The sequence below is a fragment of the Butyricimonas sp. DFI.6.44 genome (genome assembly GCF_022132345.1).
Lineage (GTDB): Bacteria > Bacteroidota > Bacteroidia > Bacteroidales > Marinifilaceae > Butyricimonas > Butyricimonas muris.
Genome location: NZ_JAKNJD010000006.1, coordinates 1 through 17,914, shown reverse-complemented (window position 1 = coordinate 17,914; position 17,914 = coordinate 1). Strand labels below are relative to the sequence as shown.

Sequence of the window (17,914 nt, the reverse complement as noted above, 5' to 3'; positions counted from 1 at the left end):
ATACTCAAAAGCCCGTGTTAAAGTTTCTATAAAATCATTTATCCTCTATATATTCCCACTTGACGGCATCACCTAAAAGCACCTGATCCGCCTCCCCCTCGTCAGTCAGCACGACTTTACATTCGCCCGGAGAAAGCCGGTATCGTCCTAATAATATCCAACCGAATGTCCCGTCACACTCCCCGACAACCTCTTTTTCCTCATTGCCATTTGTCAAGGTATAATATTGCCTAAATCCCGCATCACTCTCTGTTGTCGAAAATGCGGTCACCATGGAAAAACCGGCGGTTATACCTTTTCCCTGCTTTTCCTTATCGACTCTATAAGCACTCATCTTTGGCGGAATATAAGCATAAACATCATATTCGCCCTCCTTTTCGATCCGGGTAACCCACTCCATACTTGCACCCCCGCCTTGCATCATAAAGGCATGAGTACGTTTGGAAAGCCCGTAGGCACTCTCATTTTGTACGTATCCCGGTCGTACTTCCACTCCATCCATGAGCTGTATCGACCTATTCTGGCGCAGATATTTACTCTCCGGCTCCTTGGCGAACAAATCGCGTAACCGCTTCTTGGATGAAGACTGTACAATACGGAAACCCTCTTCCTCGTTATCTACCACGGTCACGTTTTCACCGAGGAGAAAATAAGAGCGCCCGAGCTCTCTCTCGTTATCGCCGGTTTTATCATCTGTCGTACCCCCTCTCTCTCCGCTCAGAGTTGTCGGAATATTCAAAGAAAGATTAGTATTCAAAGTAATCATACCCTCGTCAAAATTAGTCACGATCTCCTTCCCGCTCTTTGCTTTTATCAAATAATTACGAGTGATGGTAGACTCTTCCATTCTTCTTCCGAAATTCCAAGCGGAACCGCCGGAAGAGGGACGCCCCTCTGTCTTCCGGGCTTCGATAGATACCACCCCGTCCACATCACTATCATTAAAAATAGTAAGACGCACCCTCGAGGCACTGCCGCTCAATCCATCTATATACACGCTTCCATTACCTATAAGAGATAAAATTCTATTCATCTCATCCGCCTTTTCTTTATCTGCACCCACGGACGCCGCTTTAAAATCTTTTATCCAAAATTCAGGCAATCGCTTATTCGTGTACCAAGAAGGCAATACATCCCGCCAACGGACGCCGAATTCCCGTGCAAAGGTTTCATCAAACTGGTCGAAATCAATCTTTTGGAAACGATGTGTCGCGATATATCCATCCAAGAAATCGACGACCTGCTCTTCTGTCATATCTCCTAAAGCCAATCTCCTGACCAGCTCTTTTGATTTCATCCGTAATACACGAAACAAAACAACCGGATCAAGTTCTCCGTCATGGAAAGCCTCTTCAAAACTATGAGAAGAAAGGTAATTCAGAGCACGTTCTTCCGCCATCTGGCCGGAATAATCTCGTGAGCGACTCTTTAATATGTTCAATAATACCGCGTTAATAATCGGATAATCACCTGACCGGAAACAAAGCGAATAATCGTAAAACATAGAAGCGGCATAATACAAACTGTTGCGTGTCGAAAGATTGTTTCCTGCCACATTCTTGATTGCCGAAGGACCAAACCACCGCATAAGTATCTGCCCCCGATCATAATTCATGGTCGTGGCACTTGTCAATAAATTAGTCAAACTCCCATGAACCATTTGCCGGAGTCTGTCCATTTCGGAGATATTATCAAAACCTGCAACGGAAGCTATCACCTTCATTGTCCTTTCCATTACCGCCTTGTGATCAGACCAAACCCCGACTCCCCGTTCCGGCAGAAAGACCATCTCGGGTTGGATATATTCACTCGTCCCTTTTTCCTGCCGGAAAAAACTCGCTAAAGTTATCGGCGTTTCAATCAACTTCAAACCGGAATAAAGATAAGAATGACGCATCTGATACTCGACAGTTTCCCGCATCTCCCGGATTAACCCGGGCAATGAATCAGACAACGCCTCCAAGCCCCTCAAAATATCATCATGCCCTTTGAAAAGATAAAGTTCATATCGCACGGAATCAACGGTTATCTCCCTTTTCTCGTAACCGCCGATACAAAGTGAAATTCCCGGCAATGGAAGGTGATTCGTGAAATGTAACCCGTTATCCGTTTTTTCCTCATCCCCTTGTGCAATAACCGTCCGTTCGCCCGGGTTCGATACTTGCAACGAATAGAACGTGAACTCCGGGGATACGTCATACGGGTGAGCCGGATTCACGGGCGGTGTCGTTGTCGGATACCACAGACATTCCGGTGTCAGAAAAGTGAAATTCTTATCCAAAAACATGAACCTCTTTCCGTAGCGGCATTTCAAATAAGCATTACTTTCCTGCTCGAACACGATATCATCAGGCACTCCCAAGTAACATATCCGCTCGTCTATTCCACCCCGGTACACTACCGTCAGCACGATCTCCTCGTCAGGTTGCAATTCCCTTCGTACCCGAATCACTTGTTGCTCCCGCTCGAACGATAAATCCGAATCCCCCTTGATCGAAAGCACCTCCAAATCCGGGTTCAAATAAAGAATAATCTCCGGTAATGTTTCCCGTGTACGGTTCTGTATCAATAGAGTACTTTTCGCGCTCATTTCATCACCTTGTTGTTCGAAACGTATATCATGACGTGTCACGCTGCCTTTCGGCACGTTATTATATTTATTGTAAGTTTCCGTATAAACCTTTCTCACGGAGATTTTTTGGGAGTGAAAAGAATAAACAAGACCTCCCGCCATAACACCCGCTATCATGCAAGCAATAGAAAGTCCCATCACGCGTACCCGGTTCACCGGACGATTGGAAAGTCGCTTGAACAAACACACCGTGAATCCGAGCAAACCGAAACCGACAAGCAACCAACACAACCTCTGTAAAAGATAACCGGTCAAATCCGAATGTCCCGTCACGCTCGAGAAAGTATTCGGCAAGCTATGTCCGAACGGGTCGAAAACACCTTGTCCCATGCCCCCGGCATAAAAAATCGTAAATCCGACAACCATCAAAAGGAGTAAAATACTCAAAGCCTGATTACGTACCCAAGTATGGATAAAGAAAGAGAGTCCAACCATGAAAATCAATGCCGGAATAATCAAAGTAACCAGATAAAACAAATATATCCACACGTTCATCGGGGAGCTACTGGCAAAAAGATGCAGCAAAGAACCGAAAAACAAAGATACAATCGCCATCACGGTAAACACCCCCGCGAACCCGGCAGCCATACCCAGTACATACTCGGCATTACTCTCCGGACGATAATAGATCGTATCCATCGAATCCAGCTTCCTCTCCTTCGTCAGAAACATTCCCGCCAGAAATATCAACGGAATAGCCTGCAATCCCGCGAACAAATAAGCATTCATGTAAGGGAAAAACGAAGACAGGCTAATTAACCCGCTATTCGATAGCATAAAAAGATTCGACTGAATCAATATTTGGTATAAAATAATACAACAGAACGTCAGTAAAAAGAAGATTCGAAACAACCAACTCCGCAGCAATAACCTAGAGTTGTAAGCGGCAACCGTTCTCAAATTGTGAAGATTCATGATGACAGCATTTAAAAATTCTTATTAGCTCAAGAGCTTCGCGCACGTTTTCACAATGATAGGAAGAATAAAATACAATTGCAAGTAAATGAGCATCTTTCTTCATAAATCACGATGTACTCTTCTTGCATGATCACACGTTACTTTCCCCTTACACGACTGTCAGCAATCACCGAATCACGGAATCACTCAATCCAAAATCAGTTCAGTCTTCCCGTCGCCTTCAGATATTTCGTTTCACTCAATCTCAATTCGGCCTTGGCATCGATCCAATCGCTCCACGCCTTCTGCCATTGGGCTTGTGCTTCCAGATAATTGGTAATCGTTTCCATTCCCACCTCGTACTGGTTTTTGCTCACGGTCAGGTTTTCTTCCGCTTGACTCAAAGACTTGCGAGTCAGAGTCACCCTCGTTCGGGCATCCTCGATATTATAACGGGCACGGGCTATTTCCAGCAACATCAATTGAGTCATCTCCTCTTTTTTCAATCGGCTCATCTCCTCTTCTGCCTTCATCGCCTTGATTTTACCTCTTCCTTCACCCCAATTGTATATAGGAATCTTCAATGACGCTATCGCGGAAAAAGAAGAAACATCCGTGGACTTCCCGTTTAACGAGATACCCCCGTGATACCCGTATGATGCGGATACCCCTAATTCAGGCAAGAAATCGGAACGTGTCAAGGCAACCTCCCAGCTCTTCAACTCGACCTCTTTTTCCAACAAATTATATTCCGGGCGTCCTTCCACCCCTTCATTGCTGTCCAATACCCCCGGCGTCACGTTCTCCTGCAAAGAATCATTCACCAGCAACGCGGAATGAAGATCTATGCCTATCACCCGACAAAGATTCATACCCGACAAAGCTCTCCCGTTCTCCGCCTTTTGCAACATTAACTCCGCCTCATTCAGACGCACCTGTGCTTTCAGCAAATCGTTACGGGAAGCCATCCCCGTTTCAAAAGCATCCGTCAGGTTGCGCACCAGCTCGGATACCACCAATTTATATTTCCCGGCGGAAGCCACCAACTCCACCACCCGCAAATATTGCCAGTACGCCTCGTCCGCCTCGGTAATCACTTCCGCCCGACTGTACTCTTTATTAATCTCTGCCATTTCTTTACCGATAGAAGCCATACGATAAGCAGAACGTACCTTTCCACCCATGTAAACGGGTTGTTCCAACATCACTCCCGCCGAATACGCCCCCCGCAAACCTAATTCCAAATCAATATCCGGCATAAAAGCGTATTGATTAAATATCGGGTTCCCGTCCGGTCCAATCAACGGCTCGTTCGTCAACGGGTTCAACAAATAATTCGGCTTCAACGTCCCGTCCAATTGAGGCACGAATGTCGGCAAATACCCCCCGTCAATCGTGAACGAAGTCTTTTTCTGCATGTAAGCATACAAGCCCGTCGCCGAGATTTTAGGCAAGAAATTGGCTCGATATGACTTCTTGTCCGCTTCCGCCTTTTCCTCTTGCTTCACGGCAATAGCCATTTTCTTGCTGCTCTCCAATGCCATTTCCCGGCATTTCTTCAAATCCAGATGTACCTGTCCGAAAACCGAACTACAGGCAACCGACAACAATATTACTAACGCGTATCTCATAACTCTTTACCTGTTATTTTTTATCCTTGAAAAATACGGCATACAACACGGGGATAAACACCAGCGTGATCACCGTCCCCACCAACAAACCGCCCATAATCGTCACCGCCATCGAGCCGAACATATCATCACCCAGCAACGGTACCATTCCCAGAATCGTGGTCAGCGACGCCATCATCACCGGACGGAAACGAGAAGAAGACGAATCGAGCAATGCCTGTGTCTGCTCCTTCCCGGAAGCAATTTGCAACCCAATCTCATCCAACAGCACCACCCCGTTCTTAATCATCATACCGATCAACCCCAACGCCCCGACTATCGCCACGAAACCAAATTCCTTGCCACTGATCAACATTCCCAAAACGATACCGATTGCCGCCAAAGGCAAACAACAGAATATAATGACGGGTTTCTTGAAATCCTTGAATAACATGATCAATATAGCGATCATCAAAATTACCGCCAGCGGGATATTGGCAAACAAGTAACGCATGGAATCCCCGCTCGCCTTATGTTCTCCCAACCATTGCATCGCGTAACCCTCCGGCAACGCTATCGTGTCGATTTTCGCCAATAACAGCTTCCGGGCGCTCTCGGCTGTATACCCGGGGGCATTATTACATTGCGCCCGCAAAGCACGCTGTCCGTTATAGCGACGCACCACGGGATCTTCCCACTTCATCGTGATTCCCCGCGTAGCTTGATTCAACGGAATCGAACCGATCGTCTGTGACAACAAATCTTCACCCGAAGTCGTCCCCATCAACAAACCTTTCAGCGTTTCTTCATTCAAAGCGGCAGTCGAGGGCAACATACTCCACACGGGAATATTATCCAAGGCTTCCACCTTCTCGCCCTTGCTATCCAGACTCTTCAGATAAATCGGTTTGGCATGCACCCCCTCGTAATACGAGCCGATAGGCATTCCATCCGTGGCGGAAAGCATGGAAAGTCCCACGTCCGAACGGGAAAGACCAATCGCTCGGGCAATAGGCTGGTAATAATTCACCATCAGAGTCGGCGTCATCGGCTCCCAATCATTCGTCACCAGCATCACCGCGGGTTCATCCCGCATGATCTGCTCCGCCTTCTCCGTCAACTCCTTCAACACCGCCGGATCAGGTCCCGTGAACATCAACTCTATCGGGTATTTCTTGTACATCAGGTTATACCGCTTCATCCGCACGTAAGCGTCCGGATAATTCGCCGTGAGATAATCCTGTATCTCCTCCATCGTTTCTTTCAACGCCTCCGGGGTCATGTAATCCACGATCAACTCCCCGTAACTCATCGACGGTTCGGCAATAGACCGTACCAGATTGTAGCGGGCAGGAGTACCCCCGATACTCGTCGTCACGTGTGTCACCTCGGGGCGGTTCATCAAATAGTCCTCGATCTCCGCCAAATCGGATTCCACCCGCTCCACTCTCGTGCCCTCCGGCATCTTGAATTCTATATATAACTGCGTATAACTCAAATCCGGGAAAAAACCTTGCGGGATATACCGGTACAGGAAAGCCGTGATTGCCAGCAATACCACGACCACCCCGATAGCCATCGACTTGTGCCAAAGCATAAAAGAAAGGAATTGCCGGAACAAACGATATATCTTACTGTCATACAACTGCTCTCCGCTCTTCTTGGCTTTTACCTTCAAAGAATGATCCGCGTGAATCGGTATATGCGTCAATGCCAGCACCCAACTCAACAACAACGACACCGCCAGCACGATAAACAAATCCCGCACGTATTCCCCCGTCGTATCCGGGGATATAAATATCGGGAAAAACGCCAGTATCGCTATCAACGTGGCTCCCAACAAAGGCATTGCCGTCTTCTTCGCTATATTCGTCAACGCCGCCGGACGCTTCACCCCCCGTTCCAGATCGACAAGAATACCGTCTACAATCACGATTGCATTATCCACCAGCATCCCCATCGCCACGATCAAAGAACCCAACGACACCCGTTGCAACGTCCCGTCAAACAAATAAAGCACCACGAAAGAACCTAGCACGATAATCACCAGCCCGGTACCGATAATCACACCGCTCCGGAATCCCATCGTCAGCATCAGCACCAGAATCACGATAACCACCGACTCGATCAGGTTAACCATGAACACGCTTATCGCGTCATTCACCCTATCCGGCTGAAAAAACACCTTGTGAAACTCAACACCCGTGGGAATCCTCGATTCTTTCAGTTGTTCCAGTTCCCGATCCACCTTCTTTCCCAGACTCACGATATTCCCGCCTTTCTCCATGGACACGGCAAGCCCGAAAGCCCTTTTCCCGTCATAGCGCATCTCGTTGCGGGAAGGTTCCTCGTATCCTTCCGTCACGCTGGCAATATCCCGCAAGCGCAACTGATCGTCCTCGTGTCCCTGTATAATCAGATTCTTTATATCCTCTACCGAATGATAACTATCATTGACCGCCACCCGCAAACGCTGATCCCCGCTGTTAAAATAACCGGGATACACCGTCTTGTTCTGGTTATTCAACGTGGCAAGCACCTCCATCGGATGCACTCCGAGATTTGCCATTCTATCCTGCAAAATCTCTATATTGATACACGCCGTCCTGTTCCCGTAAATCTCCACCCGACGCACACCTTCCACTTCCTGCAATTCACGTTTCACCAGTTGGGCATAGTCCAACAATTCCTCGTCACCGATACCGTCCGTCGTAATCGCGTAAAACATCCCGTACACGTCACCGAAATCGTCCATCACCACGGAAGCCCGTGCCCCATCCGGCAATTGCGCCTGCGCGTTAGTAACCTTGCGGCGCAAAATATCCCATTTCTGTTCCAACTCATCCGGTCCCACGGTACTCTCCAGCTCCACCGTAATCATCGACAAATCAGCCATCGACTTCGACTCTATACTACCGATAGCCCCCATCGAACGGATGGATTTTTCCAACACGTCCGTCACTTCCAATTCCACCTGATGCGCCGAAGCCCCCGGGTAAACCGTCACCACCATAGCTTGTTTCACCTTGATTTCCGGGTCTTCCAGCTTACTCATCGAGATAAAAGCAAAAATACCCCCAATCACCAGCACGGCGATAAAAAACTTCACCAGCGCCTTATTATTCAATGCATATTCCGCGAGATTCATCATATTTTGTTGCTTCGCAACGTTTAAAGTTCATAAAGTTTATAAAGTCCATAAAGTTTATAAGGTCAATGGGCACCGCGGGACGCTTTGTTCACGGCAGCATAGCTGCCGAATCTTAAATCTAAAATTTTAAATCTAAAATTAAAGCAGTCCCCCCACGTTCGTCTTCGATACCGGCTTCAACAACTCCACCTGCATCCCCTCCTTCAAACTATGCACACCTGCCGAAACGACAATCTCACCGGGAACCAATCCCTCGGAAACGATCACTTCACCCGTCCTCAATAACTTCTTCAACTGCACGGGACGTTTCTCCACGGCCTGTTTCCCCGGATTATACACCCACACGGAAGCCTGTCCGTTATCCTCGAAGATCGCGGACAACGGCATAATCACCAGTGCATCCATGTTAGGATTATAACTTATCGTCACGTTCACGCTCATTCCGGCAGCAATATCCAACCCCTCCACCGGCTTCAGACGCAACCGCATCCGGTAAAGCTGATTCAAATTAGCCTTTCTCGTGATTTCTATCAATTCAAGAGGAAACTCCTTTCCCGGAAATACATCTATCGTGCAAAAAAACTCCTTAAACTGATCCTGCCGTACAAAATCACTTGACGGAATATCAATCTCCACGTCAAAATAATTACTGTTAATCATCGACACTACCGGATAACCCGCCGCTACCGTTTCATGCGCATCATAATATTTATGCTGTACATACCCGTCAAAAGGAGCCGTCAGACGCGTATCCTCCAACGCGTTTTTATGCGCGTTATACTTCGCCGTAATCTGGTTGATTCCCGACACCGCCTTGTCATAGTCATTCACGGGAACACTTCCCCGCCGGTACAGTTCCATCACCCGCCCGGCTTCCTCCTTCACCTGCTTATACTCCGCCTCGGTCGCCGACAACTGTATCTCGTAATCCCGAGGGTCTATCCGCGCAAGCAACTGACCTTTTTTCACGAATGCCCCCACCTCCGGGAACACGTTTTTTATAGGACCCGCTACCCGAAATGACAATTTCACCTCCGAGGCAGCCTTAACCTTCCCCGGATAAACAACAGACAATTCTCCCCGGTAATCTCTCACCGTATCGGCTTTCACCGTTGCTCTCGTACGCTCTTGCCCGGACTTATTATTCCCGCAAGCACACAACAATAAAACGATCCCCAGCAGGGGAAGCACAACACCTTTCATCATCTTTTCATTTAAACATTCAGATTCAGTATCTTTCTGTCCCGGTTACGAAACCACTAAATCTTTTTTATTTTTTAGCTTTCTATACTCTATTTTGTACAACAAACATGCCACAATAAAATAAACCGCCACTAAAATCCACAATCCCCAGAACTCCGGCAATACCTCTGACAAGGTGGCACCTGTGTTATTAATTTTCACGAAACCGTCTATCCCGAACGACGAGGGAAACAACTTGCCGAACCATACCCAATACTCCGGGATAGCCGACTTCGGCCACGAGATCCCCGAAATAAACATCAACGGTACCGACGTGAATACAAATATCAGAAACGGCATTTCCCGTTCCCGGCTCAAGAATGACATCGCGATCGCGAAAAAGACACACGCCAGCAAGAACGGGAACAAAAACAACATCAATTCCCCCCGTTCCCCGATCTGTGTCATCCCGAACAAACGGGGCACGATAAAAAATACCCAATACCCCATGACAAAATAAACCGGGAGATAAGCGAACGCCTTACCCAACACTACCCGCGCGGGACGACAGAAATGACATCCCACGGGCAACTGGCTTCTTTTGCGACGCCTGTCCCGTTCCGTCCCGGCAATCGTTCCCACTCCCAGCAACAAAGATTGTTGAATCACCAGAATCAATACCGCCGGAATCAGGAAAGAAGTAAAACCACCCTGCGGATTAAACAACTTCACGTCCTGAATCTTCACGGGCGACGCTTTAATCTCTTCCGTTATCTTCGTGGCATACTCCATACCCCGTATCTGGATATCCTTACTCATTTGCAAAGCCACATCCGTTGCCGCCATAAGCAAAGCCTTGTAATTCAACAAAGCCCCCATATCACAGAACAGCGACACGTGCGCCTGCTCCCCGAGAGCTATATTCTTGCTAAAATCCTCCGGTATCTCCAGAACCCCGTAAATATCTTTTTTATACATCAAAATCTTCGCCTCTTCCATATCCGCACAACGTGCCACGACATCCACGCTTGCCGTCGCATCCCAGTTCCGGATAAACTCCCGACTCGCCGCCGACTTCGAATGATCGACCACGGCAACAGGCACCTCCCGTGCGATCTCGTTACTATAAATGAACGTGTACACGATCGGATAACCCAACGTCAACGCCACAAAAAACGTCAACACGGCATGATCCCGAAAAATCGAGTAAAACTCCCGCTTGAAAACGTAATATATATCTGTCCAAAAAACCATCATTCCATTTTAGATTTATGATTTTAGATTTTAGATTTCAACCTGCAACTTGCCGCAGGCAAATGCAACCTGTAACCTGCAACCCGTAAGCCGCTCCGCGGCTTACGGCATATATTTAAACTCCAACAAATCCAACTTCAATTTCGGCAGGATAAACAGGGGCAAAAACAGGAACACTGCCAATGCCACGTAATTCTGCCATGAATAGATCATCGGTATACCATTCAAAGCTTGATCCACGTAAATCAAAAAATAGTGACGCATCTGGAAAAGGTTAGAACCGATCTGCGCCAATTCCGGCATCGAACGTACCGGATACGTGAAACCGCAAATAGAGAATGACAACACTCCCCACAAGGCACATACACTCAATGCTATCCGACTGCGCCGACTAATCCCCGTCACGAACAACGCGAAACACTGCGCCGAAAGAATCATCAGCACCATCGCCAGAAACATCGGGAAGTAACCGCTATTCAACGGGAAATGAGCGTAACCGTACAGGATAGACAGATACAACATACCCATAATCGTGAAAATAATCGCCTGCGGGAGCAATTTACCCAACAACGCCACGACAATCGAGTTGTTCCCGACACTCAACCACTCCCTCGAAGTCCTCTGCTTAATCTCCTCGCTGATACTATACACCGTGGTAAACATCACGAACATACACAGGAACGCGGGCAATAGGAAATTCGCCAGATAAATGGCGTAACTCAACCACGGGTTATTCAACGGGTGAGTATCCAACACCACCGGCATCAACTTCGCCGTCAACACGGGTTGATTCTCCCCTCGTGCCAACAATAAAGTTTGTTGCACCGCCCCGTTCGCCAGATTCGCCTGCATACGCATATCCTTGTAGAGCAGCGAACCCGCCAAAAAATAGGTATCATTCGTGTAGAACGACAACACGGGTTCGCTCCCCGTCGAGGCATCCCGCCGGAAGTTCGCCGGGATATAAAATATCCCGTACACATCCCCCCGTTGCAAAGCCTCCCTCGCCTCACTGAAATTCGCCGACCGCATCACCACATCCGTCTGGGCAAAAGCATTCAGCGAACGCACCAACGAACGTGAAGTCGTCGTGTTATCCTCATCCACGACCGCCACGGGCAACTTCTTCGGCAACCCGTCCTTCAACAAATCCATGAAAAACAAAAAACAAAACAGCGGGGCAAAAACCATCACGAACCAGTAAATCCGATGCCCTGCCAGCATCCGAATCTCCCGCTTCATCAGCGCCCCCACCGCCTTTATATTTTCACGCATAGTTCAATTTTAAATTTTTTTTAAAACGCTCATCCCCGGCCTCAGCCCTTCCACCTTCTCCATCGGCACCGCCTTCACCTCAAAGGTCTTCGCGTCATACTGTCCGGTTGTCTTCGTCGCCCGCCAAGCGGCATAAGTTCCCATATTCTTCAAATAAGTCACTTTCAAACGAACCTCTTTATCCCCCAACGCCGGAATATAACCCGTGAACTCGGCACCCATCTTCAAATCTCCGAGCAAATCCTCCCGCACGTTAAACACGACCCACATATCCTCCAAATCCAACACGTTCATCACCGGAGAACCCGTTCCGACCAACTCACCCACTTTCGGGTAGCGTTCCGAAATCTCCCCGTCAATCGGGGATACCAAAAAAGTTTCCTTGATATAGGAACTCACCTCCTCGACTGCCCCTTTCGCCCGGTTTACCTGAGCCTCGGCAGCCATTTTATCTTCTTTCTCCGCCCCGTTTCTAGCCATTTCGTACTGGGCTTTAGCCGCCTGTTCGGTTGCCAGCATAGCTTTATAATTAGCTTCCGCCTCATCCCGTTTCTGGGCGGACATCACCTCACCCTCGTACAACTTTTGCACCCGTTCATACGATTTCCGGGCAACCTCAAGAGCCGCCTGTGCTTTCTTCCAAGTTTGATAAGCCATCGCTTTTTGCTCCTCCCGGGCACCTTTCTGAGCCTTATTACTCATCGCTTGGGCTGCATCCTCCGCCGCCTGTGCCTGACTCAACTTCGCCAACACCTCCGGACTATCCAGAATCGCCACCGTGTCCCCCTTCTTCACCCGGTCGCCCTCGTTCACCAGAAACTTCTCGATTCTCCCCGGCACCTTACCGGAAATCCGAACTTCCGTCGCCTCCGCTTCCCCTTGTATCACCTCCGGCACCGGCTCCCAGAATATAAATCCAAAAATAGCCACTAAAAATACGATAATCACAATCCCTGTGAACATCAATACCTTCCCGCTAACCTTTTTTTCCTCTTTCATAACTTCCTTATATATTATAATCTCTCAATCAAAAATCTAAAATCATAAATCCAAAATTCCATACGCTTTTTCCAAATAAACCTTACACAACCTTGCCTCAATCCTCGTGTCTATCAATTCGGAATTAGCCGTCAGCCATGCCGTCTGTGCTTCCAGCACATTCAACACGGGAATCGTACCCTCTTTAAAGCCAAGGTTAGCGAACTTCAGATTCTCCTCCGCGCGTTCCAGATTCTTCTCCGCCATTTTCAACTTCTTCGCGACCTCCTTCATCTTAAACTCCGCTTGATTCACCTGCAACTCTATCTGTTCCTTCGCTTCCTCCAACTTGTAATTCATAACATTGGTCTGTGCTTTCGCGTTCCGCAGGCTCTTGCGGGAAGCCCCCCAATGAAAGAGCGGTGCTTTTATTCCCACTCCCACGCTCCACATTCCCTCGAACTTACTACGCACCCCGTCATAAAAAGAAGGCGTACTGCTCAAGTAATTTGCCGTCAGTGCCACCGTCGGCAAATACTCTGAAAGCACAATCTTTTCCTTTTTCTTGTATATATCCGAGGCAAATTGCAGGCTCGCCACTTCCGGGCGGCGGCTATATACCTGTTCGAGAGATTCCTCCGGCACCATTTCCACTTCCGTTTCGGTCATTTCCTCTTGCAACGCCACGATGGTATCCGTCGGCAAACCGCAAATCTGGTTCAACAACATCCGGGACAAACTCAACCCGTTATCCACCTTCGTCTGCACCATCTCCCCCTCGTTCAACTTCACCCGCACCGAAAGCACGTCCGCTTTCGTCGCCACTCCCGTCGAGTGCATCAATTCAACATCGTTCACGAACTTCTGCAACGTCTGCACGTACTTGTCCGCTAACTTTTTCCGGTTAACCAGCGATATAATCTGCCAGTACGCCTCGTCGGTCGCCAGAATCACGTTCTGCATCTCCTGCGCACGCTTGCTTTTCGCCAATTGCTCGGACAACCCCGCTATCTGGTTATACGCCCTAATCTTTCCGCCCATGTACACCGGCTGCGTCAACCCCACCTGCACGATTCCCAAGTTACGGGCATCCACGGACATCGCCTCCTTCGGCAGAAGGGCGTAATCCTTCGGCACGTACTGCCCGTTCACCATAACCGGTTTACCGTCCGCACCGACCATCAACTGATCCGGACGAAACGTGAACTTCCCGTCCGACCCGATAGTCCCCACGGGCAAATGCGCGTCTTCCGACAAAAGATTAATCTCTTTCTGGTTACGCAGGTACACCCCCATGGCATCAATGCCGGGCAAATATTTCGTGAAAGCCTCAGCCTTTTGTGCCTCACTCGCTTTCACCTCCTCGTCTGCAATTTTCAGTTTTTTGTTATTCTCCACCGCCAAGCGTCGGCAATCCTCCAAACTTAACACTTGCTGCGCGTTCGTTGCCAATGTAAAGCACAGAAAAACAACACTCCAACCGATTCCTAATTTACATACTGTAAACTTTTTCATCACCTTATTGTTTTTATTTTCCTCTTTCAATTCTATCAGTTTTTATACTTTTCGGTATGTTCTTTTATAAAAATCTCACCCCACTTTCACGAGCGAATAAAGCTGCTCGTACTGGTAACGCACGGACGACAAAGCGTAAGCTATATCTTGATGCATGACCACGTAATGAATCAACCCAACGCTGATATTCAGCAAATTCTTTGCCAAAATAGACGTATCCACGTCATCCCGTATCTCTTTATTTTTCTTGGCCTCCAGAATCACCCCTTCCAACTTCGACATCCACGAGATTTTCGTGTTACTCACCATCTGTTTGAACTCCGGGTAAAGCGAAATCACCTCCACCATCAGCGACAGGCACAAAATCTCCGGGATATCGCTATCAAACCGCTTTGCCCCGTAATTCTCTATCTCCAGCAAATTATGTATCGTCAAATCAATAAACTCCCTCAAGGAATGTACACGCCCAATCTCCCCCGCCCTCCGGCAATTCAACATCCGGTAATACCTCGTGACACCTTCCTTCAATACCTCCTCCTTGTTCAGAAAATGATAATAAAAAGTACCTCTCGTCATCCCCACGGCTCTTTCCAAATCCGTGAGAGTAACCGCCTTGTATCCCTTCTTGAGGAACAACAGGAAAGCGGTCTCGATAATGGTATCCCTCGTTCCGTTCATTTTTTTATCAACATATAATATTGCTCGAACTGCATCCGCATATCGGAAAAGACATACTGCAAATTCGGCTCCTCAAATTCAATATTCAACATACTGCTCGACACCGACATCAAGTTACGCGCCAACACCGAAGTATCCAGCGTTTCCCGAATCTCCCCCTTTTGCTTCGCTTTCAGAATCACGCGCTCCCAGTGTGTCAAACGAGTTTTCGACAACGTGTAAATCCGTTCCCTGAAAGCGGGAAACAACGGCGCCACCTCCAGCACAAGCTGAAAAAACAACACTTCCAGAATGAAACACCCGAAAAACTTCTGCGCCAAATCGGCACCTTCCTCCTTGTTCCGAATTACCAAATCAATATACTCCCGCAACGTCGCCACCCGCTCCGCGTCCTCGTCACTCTCCTCCCTCGTGATACTGAAATAACGTTCGATTCCGGCCTCCAGCATCTCCTTCTTATCCTTGAAATAATAATAAAACGCCCCCTTCGTCAACCCTGTCGCCTGCTCCAAATCTTTCAAAGACGTACCTTTATACCCCCGGTTCAAAAACTGGAGTAACGATTTTTTCACTATTTCATCCCGAAGTTCAGCCATAAAACTATTTGTTACTCTTTGCAAAGATAAAGATAAAAATTGAAAGATAACTGTAGTACGTTAAAAGTACAAAAAGTGTTACCAACGGGAAAAGATATACAGTATAAAATAAACAGAAGAGCAAGGGAAAAACTAAACTTTTCTAAACTGAAAAAAGGAGTTCTTTAAATTAATTTCGTAATATTGCACTTACTGATTGACTCTACCATTAAAAACAAACATATGAAAAACAATGATATAGAAAAACAAAATGGGAACGTACTCCCGAATACCAGCCTGCTATTCGAACAAGTACGACAAAGAATCATACCGTTTAGAAATAGCGAGGCGATATTAGATGCGGACGTTGCCGAATTGTATGGCGTAAAAACGAAGGAAATAAATCAAGCCGTTCGCAACAATCCGGAAAAGTTTCCTGTCGGGTATATTTTAGAACTTAGCGAACAGGAGTTTGCCGATTTGCGGTCAAAATCATTGACCGCAAACATATCTCCCAAATCCCGTGTGCTTCCCAAAGCGTTCACGGAAAAAGGACTTTATATGCTTGCCACCATATTGAAAAGTCCGAAAGCTGCACAAGTCACCATTGCCATCATAGAAACATTTGCCATGGTACGCCAGCTCAAGCGTGAACTCCGTGCTCTTCATAGTGAAACGGATGATAAGAAGCAGCAATCAAAAATGCGGCATTTCGGAGAAATGCTTTCCAATATCGTCATGCCCGATTTGGAAACATCCGAAACGGAATCAAGCCTAGAAATCAACTTCTTGATAGGCAAAATCAAGCATACCGTGAAGCGTGTAAAAAGACAGAACGATTCGGACCATACGGAAATGGAATAAATTATCGTTATCATGTGTAGCACATTAAAAGTATAAAAAGCAACTTAAAAGAGAAGAACTCTTTTTTGGGGCGTGTCAATCTAATCCGGTCTTACTCCACGGTTACCTTAAAACGACATTTTTCCGCGCCCCCCCAAAACGGTTTCAATTATTTCCACACTGATATTTTTATCGGGCAACAAATTTCCGATAATATACAATACACTCTGGCGTGAACATTCGCAATGTGACACGTCTTTTATTTTTCCGCTTACCACTTCCGGACAAACACACGCCGGGTAACCAATTTCATAAACGTGTCCTTCTTCAATTATTTCCGCGAAAAGCCATTCCGTATTCCCGTATCGTTTATACTGTTCGTCTAAACAACAGCCACATTCTTCAAATTGCTTTCTTTGCATTGGCAATACCGTATCCTTGACACAATGTATCGCCTTATCTCTATAATCCAACAATAACCTTATTTAGCATGAAGAGGAGTATAAAGCTCTATTAAATTTTCCTCCGGGTCACGAAAATGAACCACACTCATTCCCCACTCAGGCATATCGGTCGGCTGATTGACAAATTCGATTCCTTTCAATAGAAGCGCCCGATAAGCATCATCCACGTTTTCCACCTCAAAAGATACCATTGATTTTTCACGATATCCCACGGGCTGTTCTTTATCCGCATTACCCACCGCCGGAGCCATATCATCAGATACAAATATAGCAAACCCTTCTATCTCATCGGCTACTTTGAACGAAGCATAACCACTCTCCTTGTCCCCCCAAAGAGGTTCAAAACCAAGTTTTTCCGTGTAAAACTTGAAACATTTCTTGTAGTCTTTAACTAACAATCTTACCCCTGCAAATTTCATATCATGTAGTTTCTTGAAATTAGTTTACTCGATTTGACATTCAACATTTAAAATTTCGAACACTCCTTTTCTGTCATCGATAATAAAGTTTCAGGAGCATGTACTGACAAAGATAAGCGTTTATAAGTTTCTTGCAACAATACCCGGGATTTATATTTCCCTCTCCTGCAAAATTAAAAAACTGACATCATACTTGATTAACACTTCCACAAAACCAAGTTCATCAATTCTCCTTACGGCATTTACCGGCATCCTGCAATATTCTTTCCGTCTTCTTCTCCATGTAACAATTCGTGATATGCCAACAATGCTCATCAAGCCAAAACCTGTTCGCCTCACTAGCTCCGGGATTCAAACCGTAATCTATGCAGCCGAAATCCACAAACCAAGTGACATCCCGGAACAACCGGTTCAATTCTTTCGCCGACAAATCATTGTAAC

14 protein-coding genes are annotated in these 17,914 nt (G+C 47.0%); 1 reads left to right on the top strand and 13 read right to left on the bottom strand.

Going from position 1 to position 17,914, the window contains the following annotated elements; all coding sequences use genetic code 11:
- Positions 1 to 34: 34 nt before the first annotated feature.
- The 10 genes from L0M98_RS09405 to L0M98_RS09360 form a co-directional block, all read right to left on the bottom strand.
- Positions 35 to 3,547, bottom strand: coding sequence for an ABC transporter permease/M1 family aminopeptidase (locus L0M98_RS09405; protein WP_227215809.1), 3,513 nt, complete (start codon positions 3,545 to 3,547; stop codon positions 35 to 37).
- Positions 3,548 to 3,747: 200 nt separating this feature from the next.
- Positions 3,748 to 5,160, bottom strand: a complete 1,413-nt coding sequence (locus tag L0M98_RS09400; RefSeq protein ID WP_227215810.1) for a TolC family protein — start codon at positions 5,158 to 5,160, stop codon at positions 3,748 to 3,750.
- A gap of 13 nt (positions 5,161 to 5,173) precedes the next feature.
- Positions 5,174 to 8,287: an efflux RND transporter permease subunit gene (locus tag L0M98_RS09395; RefSeq protein ID WP_227215824.1), complete on the bottom strand. Its 3,114-nt coding sequence runs from the start codon at positions 8,285 to 8,287 to the stop codon at positions 5,174 to 5,176.
- A gap of 141 nt (positions 8,288 to 8,428) precedes the next feature.
- The gene (locus tag L0M98_RS09390) at positions 8,429 to 9,496 is read right to left on the bottom strand and encodes an efflux RND transporter periplasmic adaptor subunit (RefSeq protein WP_227215811.1); all 1,068 of its coding nucleotides are present in this window, start codon (positions 9,494 to 9,496) and stop codon (positions 8,429 to 8,431) included.
- A gap of 42 nt (positions 9,497 to 9,538) precedes the next feature.
- Positions 9,539 to 10,729: an ABC transporter permease gene (locus L0M98_RS09385; protein ID WP_227215812.1), complete on the bottom strand. Its 1,191-nt coding sequence runs from the start codon at positions 10,727 to 10,729 to the stop codon at positions 9,539 to 9,541.
- 99 nt (positions 10,730 to 10,828) lie between these two features.
- On the bottom strand, positions 10,829 to 12,001 hold the full coding sequence (locus L0M98_RS09380) for an ABC transporter permease (protein ID WP_227215813.1): 1,173 nt from the start codon (positions 11,999 to 12,001) through the stop codon (positions 10,829 to 10,831).
- A gap of 9 nt (positions 12,002 to 12,010) precedes the next feature.
- The gene (locus L0M98_RS09375) at positions 12,011 to 13,000 is read right to left on the bottom strand and encodes an HlyD family secretion protein (RefSeq protein WP_227215814.1); all 990 of its coding nucleotides are present in this window, start codon (positions 12,998 to 13,000) and stop codon (positions 12,011 to 12,013) included.
- 42 nt (positions 13,001 to 13,042) lie between these two features.
- Entirely contained in the window at positions 13,043 to 14,494 is a 1,452-nt protein-coding gene (locus L0M98_RS09370) for a TolC family protein (RefSeq protein WP_176554967.1), read from the bottom strand.
- Positions 14,495 to 14,569: 75 nt separating this feature from the next.
- Positions 14,570 to 15,172 (bottom strand): TetR/AcrR family transcriptional regulator, encoded by a 603-nt coding sequence (locus L0M98_RS09365; RefSeq protein ID WP_227215815.1) that lies wholly within the window; start codon positions 15,170 to 15,172, stop codon positions 14,570 to 14,572.
- The gene (locus L0M98_RS09360) at positions 15,169 to 15,768 is read right to left on the bottom strand and encodes a TetR/AcrR family transcriptional regulator (RefSeq protein ID WP_186974660.1); all 600 of its coding nucleotides are present in this window, start codon (positions 15,766 to 15,768) and stop codon (positions 15,169 to 15,171) included. Before L0M98_RS09360 ends, L0M98_RS09365 begins: the two co-directional genes overlap by 4 nt.
- Before the next feature lie 222 nt (positions 15,769 to 15,990).
- Here L0M98_RS09360 and L0M98_RS09355 point away from each other — a divergent pair, with 222 nt between their 5' ends.
- Complete coding sequence (locus tag L0M98_RS09355) at positions 15,991 to 16,611, top strand: ORF6N domain-containing protein (RefSeq protein ID WP_099291064.1); 621 nt, start codon at positions 15,991 to 15,993, stop codon at positions 16,609 to 16,611.
- A 107-nt stretch (positions 16,612 to 16,718) separates the two neighbouring features.
- Here the strand turns inward: L0M98_RS09355 and L0M98_RS09350 are convergent, their stop codons facing one another.
- The 3 genes from L0M98_RS09350 to L0M98_RS09340 form a co-directional block, all read right to left on the bottom strand.
- Entirely contained in the window at positions 16,719 to 17,063 is a 345-nt protein-coding gene (locus L0M98_RS09350) for a hypothetical protein (RefSeq protein ID WP_227215816.1), read from the bottom strand.
- An 8-nt stretch (positions 17,064 to 17,071) separates the two neighbouring features.
- Entirely contained in the window at positions 17,072 to 17,473 is a 402-nt protein-coding gene (locus tag L0M98_RS09345; protein ID WP_227215817.1) for a VOC family protein, read from the bottom strand.
- Between the two features lie 223 nt (positions 17,474 to 17,696).
- Positions 17,697 to 17,914, bottom strand: a 218-nt coding sequence (locus L0M98_RS09340) for a hypothetical protein (protein WP_227215818.1), incomplete at its 5' end; no start/stop codon positions are given.

What these genes read in the sequence shown, in the direction of transcription:
- L0M98_RS09405 (WP_227215809.1), bottom strand. Translation starts at nt 3,547, where the DNA reads ATGAATCTTCACAATTTGAGAACGGTTGCCGCTTACAACTCTAGGTTA.
- L0M98_RS09400 (WP_227215810.1), bottom strand. Translation starts at nt 5,160, where the DNA reads ATGAGATACGCGTTAGTAATATTGTTGTCGGTTGCCTGTAGTTCGGTT.
- L0M98_RS09395 (WP_227215824.1), bottom strand. Translation starts at nt 8,287, where the DNA reads ATGAATCTCGCGGAATATGCATTGAATAATAAGGCGCTGGTGAAGTTT.
- L0M98_RS09390 (WP_227215811.1), bottom strand. Translation starts at nt 9,496, where the DNA reads ATGATGAAAGGTGTTGTGCTTCCCCTGCTGGGGATCGTTTTATTGTTG.
- L0M98_RS09385 (WP_227215812.1), bottom strand. Translation starts at nt 10,729, where the DNA reads ATGATGGTTTTTTGGACAGATATATATTACGTTTTCAAGCGGGAGTTT.
- L0M98_RS09380 (WP_227215813.1), bottom strand. Translation starts at nt 12,001, where the DNA reads ATGCGTGAAAATATAAAGGCGGTGGGGGCGCTGATGAAGCGGGAGATT.
- L0M98_RS09375 (WP_227215814.1), bottom strand. Translation starts at nt 13,000, where the DNA reads ATGAAAGAGGAAAAAAAGGTTAGCGGGAAGGTATTGATGTTCACAGGG.
- L0M98_RS09370 (WP_176554967.1), bottom strand. Translation starts at nt 14,494, where the DNA reads ATGAAAAAGTTTACAGTATGTAAATTAGGAATCGGTTGGAGTGTTGTT.
- L0M98_RS09365 (WP_227215815.1), bottom strand. Translation starts at nt 15,172, where the DNA reads ATGAACGGAACGAGGGATACCATTATCGAGACCGCTTTCCTGTTGTTC.
- L0M98_RS09360 (WP_186974660.1), bottom strand. Translation starts at nt 15,768, where the DNA reads ATGGCTGAACTTCGGGATGAAATAGTGAAAAAATCGTTACTCCAGTTT.
- L0M98_RS09355 (WP_099291064.1), top strand. Translation starts at nt 15,991, where the DNA reads ATGAAAAACAATGATATAGAAAAACAAAATGGGAACGTACTCCCGAAT.
- L0M98_RS09345 (WP_227215817.1), bottom strand. Translation starts at nt 17,473, where the DNA reads ATGAAATTTGCAGGGGTAAGATTGTTAGTTAAAGACTACAAGAAATGT.